This window comes from Mycobacterium sp. (assembly GCF_002863225.1).
Classification (GTDB): Bacteria; Actinomycetota; Actinomycetes; order Mycobacteriales; family Mycobacteriaceae; genus Mycobacterium.
This window is the reverse complement of the sequence record NZ_PKEK01000041.1, coordinates 1-13,665: the sequence shown is the minus strand read 5'-3', so window position 1 is coordinate 13,665 and position 13,665 is coordinate 1. Positions and strand designations below refer to the sequence as shown.

General features: G+C 65.1%; 15 protein-coding genes and 2 tRNA genes. 9 read left to right on the top strand and 8 right to left on the bottom strand.

Annotated features, from left to right (window positions below):
• On the bottom strand, positions 1–1,551 hold the full coding sequence (locus CYU59_RS12540) for a carboxyl transferase domain-containing protein (RefSeq protein WP_292989823.1): 1,551 nt from the start codon (positions 1,549–1,551) through the stop codon (positions 1–3).
• Between the two features lie 81 nt (positions 1,552–1,632).
• On the opposite strand from CYU59_RS12540, the gene CYU59_RS12535 reads away from it, so the two are divergent.
• Positions 1,633–2,268 (top strand): TetR/AcrR family transcriptional regulator, encoded by a 636-nt coding sequence (locus CYU59_RS12535; RefSeq protein ID WP_292989820.1) that lies wholly within the window; start codon positions 1,633–1,635, stop codon positions 2,266–2,268.
• A 75-nt stretch (positions 2,269–2,343) separates the two neighbouring features.
• On the top strand, positions 2,344–3,090 hold the full coding sequence (locus CYU59_RS12530) for an MmpS family transport accessory protein (RefSeq protein ID WP_292989818.1): 747 nt from the start codon (positions 2,344–2,346) through the stop codon (positions 3,088–3,090).
• On the opposite strand, the gene CYU59_RS12525 is transcribed toward CYU59_RS12530, so the two are convergent.
• On the bottom strand, positions 3,087–4,403 hold the full coding sequence (locus CYU59_RS12525; RefSeq protein ID WP_292989815.1) for an MFS transporter: 1,317 nt from the start codon (positions 4,401–4,403) through the stop codon (positions 3,087–3,089). The genes CYU59_RS12530 and CYU59_RS12525 overlap by 4 nt on opposite strands.
• Before the next feature lie 24 nt (positions 4,404–4,427).
• Here CYU59_RS12525 and cmrA point away from each other — a divergent pair, with 24 nt between their 5' ends.
• A complete protein-coding gene (gene cmrA, locus CYU59_RS12520) occupies positions 4,428–5,231 on the top strand; it encodes a mycolate reductase (protein WP_292989812.1) in 804 nt (267 codons plus the stop codon).
• A gap of 1 nt (position 5,232) precedes the next feature.
• On the opposite strand, the gene CYU59_RS12515 is transcribed toward cmrA, so the two are convergent.
• Positions 5,233–6,768 (bottom strand): helicase HerA-like domain-containing protein, encoded by a 1,536-nt coding sequence (locus CYU59_RS12515; RefSeq protein ID WP_292989809.1) that lies wholly within the window; start codon positions 6,766–6,768, stop codon positions 5,233–5,235.
• Between the two features lie 116 nt (positions 6,769–6,884).
• Between CYU59_RS12515 and orn the strand changes: the two genes are divergently transcribed.
• Complete coding sequence (gene orn, locus CYU59_RS12510; RefSeq protein ID WP_292989807.1) at positions 6,885–7,532, top strand: oligoribonuclease; 648 nt, start codon at positions 6,885–6,887, stop codon at positions 7,530–7,532.
• Positions 7,533–7,566: 34 nt separating this feature from the next.
• Positions 7,567–7,639 (top strand) — tRNA-His (locus CYU59_RS12505).
• Positions 7,640–7,673: 34 nt separating this feature from the next.
• Here CYU59_RS12505 and CYU59_RS12500 read toward each other — a convergent pair.
• Together CYU59_RS12500 and CYU59_RS12495 are read right to left on the bottom strand one after the other, a co-directional pair.
• On the bottom strand, positions 7,674–7,850 hold the full coding sequence (locus CYU59_RS12500) for a hypothetical protein (protein WP_292989804.1): 177 nt from the start codon (positions 7,848–7,850) through the stop codon (positions 7,674–7,676).
• 130 nt (positions 7,851–7,980) lie between these two features.
• Positions 7,981–9,138, bottom strand: coding sequence for an Ig-like domain-containing protein (locus CYU59_RS12495; RefSeq protein WP_292990280.1), 1,158 nt, complete (start codon positions 9,136–9,138; stop codon positions 7,981–7,983).
• A 218-nt stretch (positions 9,139–9,356) separates the two neighbouring features.
• On the opposite strand from CYU59_RS12495, the gene CYU59_RS12490 reads away from it, so the two are divergent.
• Positions 9,357–9,432 (top strand) — tRNA-Lys (locus CYU59_RS12490).
• A gap of 19 nt (positions 9,433–9,451) precedes the next feature.
• Here the strand turns inward: CYU59_RS12490 and CYU59_RS12485 are convergent.
• Complete coding sequence (locus CYU59_RS12485; RefSeq protein WP_292989802.1) at positions 9,452–10,024, bottom strand: TetR family transcriptional regulator; 573 nt, start codon at positions 10,022–10,024, stop codon at positions 9,452–9,454.
• A 47-nt stretch (positions 10,025–10,071) separates the two neighbouring features.
• Here CYU59_RS12485 and CYU59_RS12480 point away from each other — a divergent pair, with 47 nt between their 5' ends.
• Positions 10,072–10,959, top strand: coding sequence for a lysophospholipid acyltransferase family protein (locus CYU59_RS12480; RefSeq protein ID WP_292989800.1), 888 nt, complete (start codon positions 10,072–10,074; stop codon positions 10,957–10,959).
• A 4-nt stretch (positions 10,960–10,963) separates the two neighbouring features.
• Here CYU59_RS12480 and CYU59_RS12475 read toward each other — a convergent pair whose 3' ends face one another.
• On the bottom strand, positions 10,964–11,191 hold the full coding sequence (locus CYU59_RS12475; RefSeq protein ID WP_292989797.1) for a DUF3618 domain-containing protein: 228 nt from the start codon (positions 11,189–11,191) through the stop codon (positions 10,964–10,966).
• Positions 11,192–11,310: 119 nt separating this feature from the next.
• Here CYU59_RS12475 and bcp point away from each other — a divergent pair, with 119 nt between their 5' ends.
• Positions 11,311–11,784: a thioredoxin-dependent thiol peroxidase gene (gene bcp / locus CYU59_RS12470; protein ID WP_292989795.1), complete on the top strand. Its 474-nt coding sequence runs from the start codon at positions 11,311–11,313 to the stop codon at positions 11,782–11,784.
• A gap of 12 nt (positions 11,785–11,796) precedes the next feature.
• Positions 11,797–12,147: a hypothetical protein gene (locus CYU59_RS12465; RefSeq protein ID WP_292989793.1), complete on the top strand. Its 351-nt coding sequence runs from the start codon at positions 11,797–11,799 to the stop codon at positions 12,145–12,147.
• Between the two features lie 9 nt (positions 12,148–12,156).
• Here the strand turns inward: CYU59_RS12465 and CYU59_RS12460 are convergent, their stop codons facing one another.
• Positions 12,157–13,482: a dipeptidase gene (locus CYU59_RS12460; protein ID WP_292989791.1), complete on the bottom strand. Its 1,326-nt coding sequence runs from the start codon at positions 13,480–13,482 to the stop codon at positions 12,157–12,159.
• Between the last annotated feature and the right edge of the window lie 183 nt (positions 13,483–13,665).

Here is a 13,665-nt window from a genome sequence, read left to right as displayed (position 1 = left end):
TCACATCCGGAAGACGCCGTAGGAGACCGGCTCAACCGGCGCGGTGGATGTCACCGAGAGTGCAAGCCCGACAACCGTTCTGGTGTCAGCCGGATCGATGACCCCGTCATCCCAGAGCCGGGCCGTCGAGTAGTACGGGTTGCCCTGGTGCTCGTACTGGGCGCGAATCGGAGCCTTCAACGCTTCTTCTTCGTCGGGGGTCATCTCGCCGCGTACCGTCGCGAGCACCGACGCCGCCTGCTCACCGCCCATCACGGAGATACGCGCATTCGGCCACATCCACAGAAAGCGCGGCGAGTATGCCCGCCCACACATCGAATAGTTGCCGGCTCCGTACGACCCACCGATCACCACGGTGAGTTTCGGCACCCGCGCACACGCCACCGCGGTCACCATTTTCGCGCCGTGTTTGGCGATGCCGCCGGCCTCGTATTCGCGGCCGACCATGAACCCCGAGATGTTCTGCAGGAACAGCAGCGGCACCATTCGCTTGTCACACAACTCGATGAAATGTGCGCCCTTGACCGCGGATTCGGAGAACAAGACGCCGTTGTTGGCCACGATGCCGACGGGGTGGCCATGGATGTGAGCGAATCCGGTGACCAGCGTGCTGCCGTATTCGGCTTTGAACTCCGCGAATTCACCACCATCGACGATCCGGTTGATGACGTTGTGCACGTCATAGGGAATTCGCGGGTCGACCGGGACGACGTCGTACAACTCAGACTGCTCGGCGATCGGTTCCACGGTGGGCAACACGTCCCAGATCGGTCGTTCACGCGGCCCCAGCGTCGATACGATGCGCCGCACGATCCGCAGCGCGTCGCGGTCGTCGTTGGCGAGGTGGTCGGTGACACCCGAAGTCTTCGAATGGAGCGCTCCGCCACCGAGATCCTCGGCCGAGACCACTTCCCCGGTCGCGGCCTTCACCAGTGGCGGGCCCCCGAGAAAGATGGTGCCTTGGTTGCGGACGATCACCGCTTCGTCGCTCATCGCCGGAACGTAAGCCCCACCGGCGGTGCATGATCCGAGCACTGCGGCAATCTGGGGTATGCCCCGTGCGCTGAGATTGGCTTGGTTGTAGAAGATCCGGCCGAAATGGTCGCGGTCCGGAAATACCTCGTCTTGGCGGGGCAGGAAGGCGCCACCGGAGTCGACCAGATAGACGCAGGGCAGCCGATTCTGTGTGGCGATCTCCTGGGCACGCAGATGCTTCTTGACCGTAATCGGGTAGTAGGTACCACCTTTGACCGTCGCGTCGTTGGCCACGATCATGCACTCCCGGCCGGAAATCCGGCCGATTCCGGTGATGATGCCGGCACCGGGACACTGGTCGTCGTACATGCCGTCGGCCGCCAGCGGCGCGATCTCGAGCAGTGGACTGCCGGGATCGAGCAGGCCGTCGACGCGGTCGCGCGGCAGCAGTTTGCCGCGATCGACATGGCGAGCACGTGACTTCTCCGGGCCGCCCAGCGCAGCGGTCGCGAGCTTGCCACGCAACTCCTCGACGAGGGTTGTGTGCGCCGTGCGGTTTTCGGCCGGTGAAGTCATCGGTTACACGCCATTTTCGGTTAATGGTCACTAACTCGTGTTATGTTAGTGGCCATTAACCGAACTGTCTAGGGAGGCTGGATGGCAGCATCCGCCCCGGCCGAGCATGGTGCACAGCCACCGGTGCCGAGCCCTCGCAGTCGGCGCAAATCGGATCGCCGTCTGCAGCTTCTGGCTGCCGCCGAGCGGCTCTTCGCCGAGCGCGGTTTCCTGGCGGTGCGACTCGAGGACATCGGTGCCGCGGCGGGCGTCAGCGGGCCGGCGATCTATCGGCACTTCCCCAACAAAGAGTCGCTGCTGGTCGAGCTGTTGGTGGGGATCAGCACCCGACTGCTGGCCGGCGCCCGCGAGGTCGAGGCGCAGCAGGCGGCGGACGCCACCGCGGCGCTCGATGGGCTGATCGACTTCCACCTCGATTTTGCGCTGGGCGAGCCGGACCTGATTCGTATCCAGGACCGCGACCTGGCGTATCTGCCGACCGCGGCCGAGCGGCAGGTGCGTCGGGCCCAGCGCCAATATGTCGAGGTGTGGGTGGGCGTGCTGCGCCGCATCGACCCGGGGCTCGCCGAGGCCGACGCCCGGTTGATGGCGCACGCTGTGTTCGGACTGCTCAACTCCACGCAGCACAGCCTCAAGCCCGACGGTGCCGCGCGATCGCGGGCGGTCATGCGGGCGATGACGGTCGCCGCGTTGACCGGCCATCGAGCGGCGGACTAGCGGCTTTTGCACTGTTCATCGGACGTTTCGGCGCCGACGGTTGCGCTGCAGGTACCCTGCAGAAATGAGGTGGGCATGAGCGATCGACGTCATCCCGGATACACCCGTTCGACCGGTGAGCGGAACGAGCAAACCCAGCGGCTGCACCAGCCGTACATCGATCCTGCCTACGGCGGCCAGCCGTCATACCCGCCGCCGCATTACGGCGGCTCGGCGCAAGACCCCAACGCCGCAAACCCCACCGACAGGCTGCCGCAGTACTGGACTCAGGCTCAGTCGCCGACCGGCCAGCCACCCCATGACCCTGACCCGGAAAAGCCGAAAGCTCCTCGTTGGCTGTGGATCGCGGCCGTCGCGGCCGTACTGCTGGTGACCGCCCTGGTGGTCGCGTTGGTGATCGCGAACGGCACGGCCAGCAAGCAGACCGCCGTGCCCGCGTTGCCGTCGACACCGAACTCGCAGCGGCCCGTCCCGGTGGTGCCCCGTTCGCCGTCTCGGTCGGCCCAGGCGCCCGGGCCGGCGACCACCGAGCCTGGCCAGCCCGCCGATCCGGGCTCGATGCAGACCGTGATCTACAACGTCAGCGGCGACGGCCGGGCCATCAGCATCACCTACGTCGACAACGACGGCATGATGCAGACCGAATTCAACGTCGGGTTGCCGTGGACGAAGGAAGTCAGCTTGCCCGAGTCGGGCAGCAAGACACCGAACGTCACGATCGTCAACATCGGGCACGACGTGACATGTTCAGTGACCATCGACGGGGTCGAGATCAATCAACGCAGCGGCGTGGGCCTGACCAACTGCACCGGCAACGGCTAGACCCGGCGGAACGGGGCGCGCACCATCAGCAGGCCCAGCAAGCCGGCGCCCACCACCAGAAGCAGCCCGCCCATGCCGGCCCGCTCGGCGTGAAATTGGTCGACGAAGATCGAATACAGCAGTGGCGCAACAAAAGTCACAGCCCGCCCGGTCATAGTAAACAGACCGAACGCCACGCCCTCTTTGCCCTCACTGGCAAGTCGTAGCAGCAGCGTGCGGGCGGACGCCTGCGCCGGACCGATGAACACGCACAGCAGCAACCCGGTGACCCAGAACGCCTTCGGCCCCGAGAGCAGCATCATGGCCAGCCCCGCCGCGAGGATGCTGCTCAGCGATCCGACGATTACCGGCTTGGAACCGAACCTGTCGTCCAGGTATCCGCCGACGACGGCCCCGATTGCCGCCACGATGCAGAACGCGACACCGAACATCGGTACCTCGGAAGGTGAGATGCCGTACGCCTTGACCCCCAGCACGCCACCGAACTGAGTGACGCCGGCCAGTCCGTCCCGGAAGACGGCAGCAGCCAGCAGGTAGTAGACGAGGTTGCGATCGCGGTGCCACTCCCCGACCAGATCGCGCCAGAGTTTCCGGTAGCCCCCGAAGGGTCCGTGCGAGGGTGCGGGGCTATCGGCTCGTGCGGGCAGCCGATACGCAGTCAGCAGCAGCGGCAACGCAAACACCGCCAGCCATCCGGCGGCCACCAGCATTGCGATCCGGATATTCATCCCGTCGGCCGCGGGCAGCCGCAGCAATCCGCGGGTGGGACCGTCGCCGGAGATACATCCGAACAGCACGACCAGTAACAGGCCGACGCTGCCGATAAACGCCGCCGTCAACCCCAACCCGGATATCCGGCCGGAGTTCTGCGGTGTGGAGAGCTGACGCAGCATCGCGTTGTACGGGACGCTGGCGAGATCGCCACAGGCCGCACCGATACCCAGGAGCGCCAGCCCCTGCCACAGGTATCCCGGGCTCTCGCGCACCAGACTCATCGCGCTGATCAAGGCCACCACCAGCCCGGTCAAGACGGTCAAGGTGAGGCGCCGCCGCCGGGGGTCGTCCACCCACACCCCGATCATCGGCGCCAGGAGAGCGACGATCACCCCGGAGATGGCCAGTGCGCGACCGAGCCAGCTCGCCGGCGTCGCGCCCAGCGGCGCTCCCTTACCGACAGCGGTGGTCAGATACACCGAGAACACGAAGGTGACGACGACCGCGGTCACACCGGCTGAACCGGTGTCCCACAGTGCCCAGGCCAGCACCTGAGACCGCTTGGCTCCCTGCGAAACGTCACTGCTGATTTCCGACATCGTTGGTCTGTCTACCATTAATCCATGCCGGTACCCGCCCCCAGTCCCGACGCTCGCGCAGTTGTCACCGGAGCTTCACAGAACATCGGCGAAGCGCTGGCCGTCGAATTGGCCGCGCGCGGCCACAACCTGATCATCACGGCGCGGCGCGAAGATCAGCTCAACACCCTGGCCAGCCGCCTCACCGAGCAGTACGGCGTCACTGTCGAAGTGCGGGCGGCCGACCTCGCCGATGCAGGCGACCGCGCGAAACTGGTCGACGAGCTTGCGACGCGGAACATCTCGATCCTGTGCGCCAACGCCGGCACGGCGACGTTCGGTTCGGTGTCGACGTTGGATCCCGAGGTGGAACGTGCGCAGGTTCAGTTGAACGCGGTCGCCGTGCACGATCTGGTGCTCGCAGTACTACGCGGCATGGTCGAACGCAAAGCCGGTGGCATCCTGATTTCCGGCTCGGCGGCCGGTAATTCGCCGATTCCCTACAACGCGACTTACGCGGCGACCAAAGCGTTTGCGAACACCTTCAGCGAGTCGCTGCGCGGCGAACTACGCAAAACCGGTGTGCACGTTACGGTTCTGGCTCCCGGGCCGGTACGCACCGAACTGCCCGACGCGTCGGAGGCGTCCATCGTCGAGAAGCTGGTGCCGGACTTCTTGTGGATCTCCACCGAGTACACAGCCAAGAAGTCGCTGGATGCGTTGGCGCGCAACAAAATGCGCGTAGTCCCCGGCGTGACGTCCAAGGCCATGTCGGCAGCCAGCCAATACGCGCCGCGCGCGATCGTCGCGCCGATCGTCGGGAGCTTCTACAAGAAGATGGGCAGCTGACCTAGCGGCGTTTGGAGAATGCCTGCAGCGCTAGGTTCAACAGCTTTGTTATGAGGCTGCGGCCTTCCCGGCTTCTGAGGTAAGTCCTGAGCCAGCTCTCTTTTTGGGCAGGCGCCGGTGTGGATTTCGTAGATTTCTTCGCAGCCGGCTGATTGGCTTCGGCCTGAGCTTTCGCCTTCGCGATGATCTCCTCCACCTTTTCGGCAGCGGCAGGAGAGTTGTCGTCTTTGCCGTACTTCTCCTGCAGCGGGCTGGATTTCGCTGCTTTGACAATCTCACTGGTCTCGACGGCGGCCATCAGCGAGCGGGGCGAACGAAGCCTCGTCCACGCGACGGGCGTCGGCGCCCCTCGCTCCGACAACACAGTCACCACCGCTTCGCCGATACCGAGCGAAGTCAGTGCCGTCTCCAGATCGTAGACGTCGGTTTTGGGATATGTCCGAACAGTTTTGGTGAGGGCTTTCTGGTCGTCAGGAGTGAATGCCCGCAGCGCGTGCTGGATTCGAGCACCCAACTGAGACAGCACTTCATTCGGAACATCGGTGGGGAGTTGGGTGCAGAAAAAGACACCCACGCCCCGGGAGCGGATCAGTTTGACCGTCTGCTCGACCTGTTCCAAGAACGCTTTTGATGCATCGCTGAACAGCAGGTGAGCTTCGTCGAAGACGAACACGAGCTTGGGCTTGTCGACGTCCCCGACTTCCGGTAACGATCTGAAGAGCGTGGACAACATCCACATCAAGAAAGTCGAGAACAGCACGGGGCGTGATGCTTGATCGCCCAGTTCGAGCAGCCAGATGGTCCCGGATTCAGTTTGGTCGGAGTTGAGTAGCGCCTTGGGGTCGAGTTCTGGCTTGCCGAAGAATGTTTCGGCGCCTTCGGATTCCAAATTCACCAGAGCGCGCAAGATGACGCCGGCCGTCTGCGCGGACACACCACCCAGAGTTTTCAATTCGGGCTTGCCCAAGTCGCTGGTCAGATAGCTGATGACAGCGCGCAGGTCTTGTAGTCGGACCAGCGGCAAGTTGTTCTGATCGGCCCAACGAAAAATCAATCCGAGAGTGGACTCTTGAGTGTTGTTCAGGCCCAACACCTTTGACAAAAGGATCGGCCCGAAGCTGGCAATGCTTGCGCGCACCGGGACACCAACTCCCTTGGTGCCCAGCGACAGGAACTCCACCGGGAAGCCGCTCGCTTCCCACTTGTCGCCGGTTTCCTCGGCCCGCTTGGTGATCCGATCACTGCTCTCACCGGGCTTCGCCAGGCCGGACAGGTCACCCTTGACGTCGGCCAGCAGCACCGGCACCCCCGCGGCCGAGAGCTGCTCGGCAATCACCTGCAGAGTCTTGGTCTTTCCGGTCCCGGTCGCCCCGGCCACCAGGCCGTGCCGGTTGACGGTCGCCAGCGGAATGCGGATCTGCGCGGCCGGATCGGTCTTCCCGTCGACGACAACGGTGCCCAGCTCCAAAGCCTGGCCCTCCACGGCGTAGCCGGCCGCGATTTGCTTCGCAGGGGTCGTGGTCGAATCAGAGCTCATAGGACGGTTGCCTCTCCCCTTTTCCGTGGTCCGAGATCACGCCCGACCTTACTGGCTGTCGCGCTCAGGCGGGGTGGCTGTGAGCCCGCCAGCTAACTTTGCCTACTGTGAACTCCGTGCGGGACGAACTGGTGTGGATCGACTGCGAGATGACCGGGCTGGACCTGGGCTCGGACAAGTTGATCGAGATCGCCGTATTGGTGACCGACAGCGACCTCAACATTCTCGGCGACGGCGTCGACGTGGTGATTCACGCTGACGACGACGCGCTGACGTCGATGGTCGACGTGGTGACCGAGATGCACACCCGCTCGGGGCTGATCGAAGAGGTGCGAACCTCGACGGTCGACATCGCCACCGCCGAGGCGGCGGTGCTGGATTACATCCGTCAACACGTCAAGCAGGCCAAGACGGCGCCGCTGGCCGGTAACTCGATCGCCACCGACCGCGGCTTCATCGCCCGCGACATGCCGACGCTGGACTCGTTTCTGCACTACCGCATGATCGATGTGAGCTCGATCAAAGAACTGAGCCGCCGGTGGTACCCGCGGATCTACTACGGCCAACCGGCGAAGGGCCTGGCACACCGCGCGCTGGCCGACATCCACGAATCGATTCGTGAGCTGAAGTATTACCGGGGCACCGCATTCGTCGCCCCGCCTGGGCCCACGACCAGCGAGATCGCCGCTGTGGCAGACGGGCTCGGGGTGGTTCCGGCCACGCCGGAGGAAACTGATTCGGCCACCGGGGACACGACCGGTTAGTATCGACGGCGCCGCTGCTCGACTGGCGGCAATGGTGGCTGTAGTTCAGTTGGTAGAGCGTCAGGTTGTGATCCTGAATGTCGCGGGTTCGAGTCCCGTCAGTCACCCCGAATGGGGCGCCGCGCGCTGCGAGGTCGCCGTCTAGCGTTGGCTGCGCAGGGCGGCTCGGCGCATCTCGAGTTCGAATCCGCCCGCCTCGGCGGCGTAGCCGATGGCGCCCGCCGCCGCACCGACCACTTGCCACAACACAATGCCGCCGAAAACGGCGAGGCGGCCTCGTGCTTCGGATGCCCCGCGATGCCTGGAAGATTCACCCATACCACTCAGGCTAAGTGCGTCCACGCCCGTCAGGGCGCACGAGTGATGAGATCGGCGCGTCAGGCGTCCATCCGATTAACTGAGCGCGAATGAGGTTGCCGGGTAACCAATATGGCGTTGCGAATCAGTGTCACGCCTTGGCGTTACCGGCGTGCCACTGGTCCCACGGGATGTTCCAGTCACCGAGACCCTCGGTGCCCGAGAGCGGCGGGCCGACGGTGTTGAGCACCTCGACGATGTCGCCCCGCTTGGTGTGCTCGAAGAACCACTGCGCGTTACTCGGACTCACGTTCAGGCAGCCGTGGCTGGTGTTGGAGTGACCTTGGGCGCCGACCGACCACGGAGCCGAGTGCACGAAAATGCCGCTGTAGGACATCTGGGTGGCGAAATCCACCTCGGTGCGATATCCATTGGGCGAGTTGGCCGGAACGCCGTAGGTCGACGAATCCATGATCATGTGCGCGAACCGCACGCCGAGGAAGTAGGTCCCACTGGCGGTCGGCGTGCTGTCCTTGCCCATTGATGTCGGCATGGTCTTGACGACCTCGCCGTTGACCCGAACCGTGACCATCTTGGTGTTGTCGTCGGCGGTCGCGATGACCTCGTCGCCGATGGTGAAGTGGGTCCGGGCGTTGTCCTGCCCGAACAATCCGTCACCGAGATCGACCCCGTAGGTGTTGACCGCGACGTCGACGTTCGTTCCCGGCTTCCAGAAATGCTCTGGGCGCCAGCGCACTTCGCGATTGTTCAGCCAGTAGAACGCCCCTTCGACGGGCGGGTCCGTGGTGACGCGGATCGCCTTCTCAGCGGCTTGGCGGTCCGCGATGTTCTCATCGAATTGAACGGCGACAGTCTGTCCGATGCCCACCACCTCGCCATCGCTTGGTCTGGGGTACGCCATCGTCAAGTTGTGCGGCGAATGGGTCTGAAAAGACAGCTGCCGGGTCGCGACCCCGCCCAGCCCCCGCGCCTTGGCGGTCAGCGTGTAGTTCCGGTTATAGCCGAGCCGCTCGCTGGTGGCCCAGTGCACGCCGTCGGGGCTGAGTTGCCCATCGACCGTCCCGCCGTTCTCGTTCACCATCTCTACCGAGGCCAGCACACCGTTGTCGGCGCTCACCGTCACCGGGGTGTCGACGGCGACACCGACGGCACCGTCGGTGACCGACGTGGTGAGCTTGGGAACGAGCAGGTCACCGAAGGGGGTGGCTTTGTCCATGATGGCCTTGGGCGCCGGCGCGCCGCCGTTGCCGCTGCACGCGGCCGCGCCGAAAACGGCAATCGGCACCATCAGCACTGCCAGCGACCGGCGGCATGCGTGCTGAAGTCCGGTAAAGCGACCTGCCACCTGCGCTGTTCCTCCTTGCGACCTGTAGTGCTGCGATTCTGCGGAATATTCTAGGGTGTAGACGACTGTCGACAGTGACCCGCAACCGATCCCGGACCCAACGATTTCGTCGGTCGACGGAATGGCTGTTATTGTCTCAGACGCAGTCCTGTAGGGCGCACGCGCCGTTAGCTCAGTTGGTAGAGCAGCTGACTCTTAATCAGCGGGTCCGGGGTTCGAAACCCTGACGGCGCACCATCACCCACCACATCGCGTATCACGATGCCGGAGCAACTATCCGGCGCGCCGCTTCCACCGCGGCAGCCCGCCGGGCCGCGACGACAGCCGGGTCCGCTGCTGAAGCATCAGGATGCGGCGACTGAGCCCAGGCCAGCCCGACGCCGAAGAGCAGAACCAGTAGGTCCATCGGGTTCCACGACGCGTCCACATCGCCGGCGGCTTGCGCTGCTTCGATGACGGCGACGTCGCGCAGGGCGACGGATTCGATTCCCTCGATCCGCGGCGGCTCGAGCGCCAATCCTTCGAGGTTGGCCCAGGTCATCATGCGAAGGTGCTCGGGCCGCCGCGACGCCAGGTCGTAGATGTCGCCGACGAATTCGGGTACCGCGTCGCCGCGCAATGTCACCGCGGCGAAGAACTCCGCCATGTCGATGGCCACCACTCCGCGAAACAACGCCTCTTTGTCGGTGAAGTGCGCGTACAGGCGTTCCTTACTGGCGGAGGCGGCTTTTGCGATCCGGTCGATCCGGGCGCCCGCCAGCCCGTACTGGGCGAACTCGGAGCGTGCCGCGGCCAGGATCGAGTCCCGCAACTCTGTGGTGGTTCGCACAGCAAGATTCTAACCATACGAACTAGTTCGTTTGGTAGCGTGTACCCATGACTTTCGATCAAACGGAGATCGCTGTGGATCAGCCCACCGATTCGTCCACCCCAGAACTCGCCTCGCGGCGAGTGCAGGCGTTGCGTTACGCACTGGACGGACTCCAGAGCCGTATCGCTCCCCTCATCGACCTGTATCAACCGCACATCAGCGGGCTGGAGCAACTACCGGCCGACGGCCGGTTCCTGTTGGTGGGCAACCACACCCAGTTCATCGGCGGTGAGGTCCTGTTGATCCCGCACTTCGTGCGGCGTGCGATCGGTGCACGCGTGCGGCCCTTGGCCGACCGACGAATCGGCGGACAGCCGGGCCTGAGCCGTGACGTGATGCTCGCCTACGGCGGCGTGGTGGGGGAACGCGAAACGGCGCACGAACTGATGCGCAACAACGAGACCATCCTGGTTTTTCCGGGCGGGGGTCGTGAGATCGCCAAGTTCAAAGGCGAGGAATATCAACTGAATTGGACGGGCCGGTCCGGATTCGCGCGGATCGCGGCCGAACACGACTATCCGATCATTCCGGTAGGCCTGGTCGGCGGTGACGACGTGTACAAGAGCATGGTCAGCCGCAACGGCCTGCTCGGCCGGCTCTGCCAGGCGGTCAGCAACAAGATGACCGGGAATCCAGAGCTGGCGATGCCGCTGATGCGCGGCGTCGGCCCCACCCTGCTCCCCCGTCCGCAACGGATGTACCTGCGCTTCGGCCCGCCCATCACCACGGCCAAGCCGAGCGGCATTTCGGCCGACGCCTGGACGGCATCGCTGAAGGCACAGACCCAAGACGCGGTGGAGACAATCCTCGCCGACCTGTTGGCCATTCGGGCCGATGACCCGTTCCGTGAATTGAATCCGCTGGCGTGGAGGAACGCGGCTCGAGCCGCCTAGCCGACTATCTGTTGCGGATGCGCTGTACCGCCAGAGCGGCAGCCAACGCCGCGATCCCGGCCAGCGAGATCACCACCGCGGGCTTGGTGACAAAGCCGATCGCGCGGGCCTTGGCGTCGTCGGCGAGTCGGCGGGGATTGGCCCGCACAGCCAGCGAGTCGACGGTCGACGCGAGCTGATCGCGGGCCTTGTCGATCTCCTGCTTGATGGTGTCGGGATCCCGCTCCGCCACGCTCGTCCTCCCTGTCGTCGGCGACCCCGGACCAGGCGCGGTCTAGGTTGGTGCCTGCCGGACCTACCCTAGATCAGCCGGCGCCCGTCCCACCTGCCGGTGAACAGAAAGGTAGCTTCGTGACCGACTCCACCCGCCTCGCACCGGGCGACAAAGCGCCCGCCTTCTCCCTCCCCGACGCCGACGGCAACAAGATCTCGCTGGCCGACTACAAGGGCCGTCGCGTGATCGTGTACTTCTACCCGGCGGCGTCGACGCCCGGATGCACCAAGCAGGCCTGCGACTTCCGGGACAGCCTGAGCGAACTCAGCGGGGCCGGCATCGACGTCGTCGGCATCTCTCCCGACAAGCCCGAGAAGCTGGCCAAGTTCCGCGACGCCGAGAAGCTGACCTTCCCGCTGCTGTCCGACCCGGAGCGCAAGACCTTGACGGCCTACGGCGCGTACGGCGAGAAGAAGATGTACGGCAAGACGGTCCAGGGCGTCATTCGTTCGACGTTCGTCGTCGACGAGAAGGGCAAGATCGCCGAGGCGCAGTACAACGTCAAGGCCACCGGGCACGTCGCCAAGCTGCGCCGCGAGCTGTCCGTCTAGGACGAGACACCGATGACGACGATTCCACGCGCACTAGCGGTGTGCGCTGTCCTTGCCGGCGCGGCGGTCGGGTTGTCCGGCGTCGCATCGGCCGCCCTGACCCCCGGTTCGTACACCTGGCAGGCGACGAGCGTGCACGACATGCCGCCGAAGGCCTGGACAGTCACCTCATGCGGCTCAGGCTGTATGCGTCTCAGCGAAAACGACGGCGCGTCGCCGGACCTCGATGTCCATCTGCACGGCAACACGTGGACCGGCGGAGTGATCACCATCGACAACGATTCGCTGACCGGTACCCGGGCCTGGACGAGCAGCAGCATCGAGCTTCCCCCACTTCAGTTTCAGCTGACCAAAGTCGGGTGACGCCGGGTACTAGGCCAGGTTGGCCAGCAGCAGTGCCTCGGCGGTCGCGGCGCGCTCGAACACGCCCAAGTGCAGGCTCTCGTTGACGCTGTGCGCCTGCGTCCCCGGATCCTCGACTCCGGTGACCAAAATCGCCGCGTCTGGATAGGCGGCGGCGAATTCGGCGATGAACGGGATCGAGCCGCCCATCCCCATGTCGACCGGCTCGGTCCCCCAGGCCTGGCGAAAGGCGGCGCGCGCGGCGTCGTACACCGGGCCGGTCACGTCGATGGCATAGGGCTGCCCGACGTCTCCCGGCGTCACGGTGACGTGGGCGCCCCACGGCGCGTGCTGCTTCAGATGCGCGGTCAGCGCCTCGAGGTGCCCGGCCGCGTCACCGCCCGGGGCGACGCGCATGCTGACTTTGGCCCGGGCGCGCGGAATCAGCGTATTCGACGACGCCGCAATAGAAGTGGTATCGATACCGACCACGGTGATCGCGGGCTTGGCCCACATGCGTTGCGGCACTGAGCCGGAGCCGATTTCGCTCACCCCGTCCAGCAGTCCCGATTCGTCACGCACCCGGTCAGCAGGGTATTCGACTGCGGCAGCTGTACTTTCGTGCAGACCGGCTACCGCAACGTTGCCGTCGTCGTCATGCAGGCTGGCCAGCAGGCGCACCAGCACCGACAGCGCATCGGGTACCACCCCACCCCACAGACCGGAGTGCAGACCGTGATCAAGGGTGGCCACTTCGACCACGCAGTCGGCCAGCCCGCGCAGCGAGACCGTCAGCGCCGGGATCTCGGTGGTCCAGTTGTCGGAGTCGGCGATCACGATCACATCGGCCTTCAGTGCGTCACGGTGGGCGGCCAACAGCCGGCCCAGCGAAGGCGATCCCGACTCCTCCTCGCCTTCGACGAACACCGTCACTCCCACCGGCGGGTTGCCGTCGTGGGCCCGAAAAGCCGCCAAATGCGTTGCGATACCCGCCTTGTCGTCGGCGCTACCGCGACCGTAGAGTCGCCCGTCGCGTTCGGTCGGCTCGAACGGCGGCGACACCCATTGGTCCGGGTCACCTTCGGGTTGCACGTCGTGGTGGGCGTACAGCAGCACGGTCGGTGCTCCGGCCGGTGCGGGGTGCCGCGCGATGACGGCGGGCGCACCGCCTTCGCTGACAATCTGCACGTCACCAAAACCGGCTTGCGACAACAGGTCTGCGGTGGCCTGGGCGCTGCGGTGCACCTGGTCACGACGTGCTGGGTCGGCCCACACCGATTGGATGCGGACCAGGTTTTCCAAATCGTCGCGCACCGACGGCAACAACTCGCGTACGCGCTCGACGAGATCGCTCATGACGTCGAGGCTAGCGGTTGGTCGAAGCGTCGAGATCGACGCCAGCGCGCAAAAGTGCGACTTGGGTTAAAGGGGTGGTTGCAACACTTCGTAGGTAGGGGTGTTGATGGCGACTCATCATTCGTTGGTGGCGGTGCAGCGTCAGTTCTGGGAATTGGTCGCTGCGGGTATGTCCTCGGAGGA

Coding starts and splice junctions, on each gene's coding strand:
- CYU59_RS12540 (WP_292989823.1), bottom strand. CDS start 1,551: ATGACTTCACCGGCCGAAAACCGCACGGCGCACACAACCCTCGTCGAG.
- CYU59_RS12535 (WP_292989820.1), top strand. CDS start 1,633: ATGGCAGCATCCGCCCCGGCCGAGCATGGTGCACAGCCACCGGTGCCG.
- CYU59_RS12530 (WP_292989818.1), top strand. CDS start 2,344: ATGAGCGATCGACGTCATCCCGGATACACCCGTTCGACCGGTGAGCGG.
- CYU59_RS12525 (WP_292989815.1), bottom strand. CDS start 4,403: ATGTCGGAAATCAGCAGTGACGTTTCGCAGGGAGCCAAGCGGTCTCAG.
- cmrA (WP_292989812.1), top strand. CDS start 4,428: ATGCCGGTACCCGCCCCCAGTCCCGACGCTCGCGCAGTTGTCACCGGA.
- CYU59_RS12515 (WP_292989809.1), bottom strand. CDS start 6,768: ATGAGCTCTGATTCGACCACGACCCCTGCGAAGCAAATCGCGGCCGGC.
- CYU59_RS12500 (WP_292989804.1), bottom strand. CDS start 7,850: ATGGGTGAATCTTCCAGGCATCGCGGGGCATCCGAAGCACGAGGCCGC.
- CYU59_RS12495 (WP_292990280.1), bottom strand. CDS start 9,138: ATGGTGCCGATTGCCGTTTTCGGCGCGGCCGCGTGCAGCGGCAACGGC.
- CYU59_RS12480 (WP_292989800.1), top strand. CDS start 10,072: ATGACTTTCGATCAAACGGAGATCGCTGTGGATCAGCCCACCGATTCG.
- CYU59_RS12465 (WP_292989793.1), top strand. CDS start 11,797: ATGACGACGATTCCACGCGCACTAGCGGTGTGCGCTGTCCTTGCCGGC.
- CYU59_RS12460 (WP_292989791.1), bottom strand. CDS start 13,482: ATGAGCGATCTCGTCGAGCGCGTACGCGAGTTGTTGCCGTCGGTGCGC.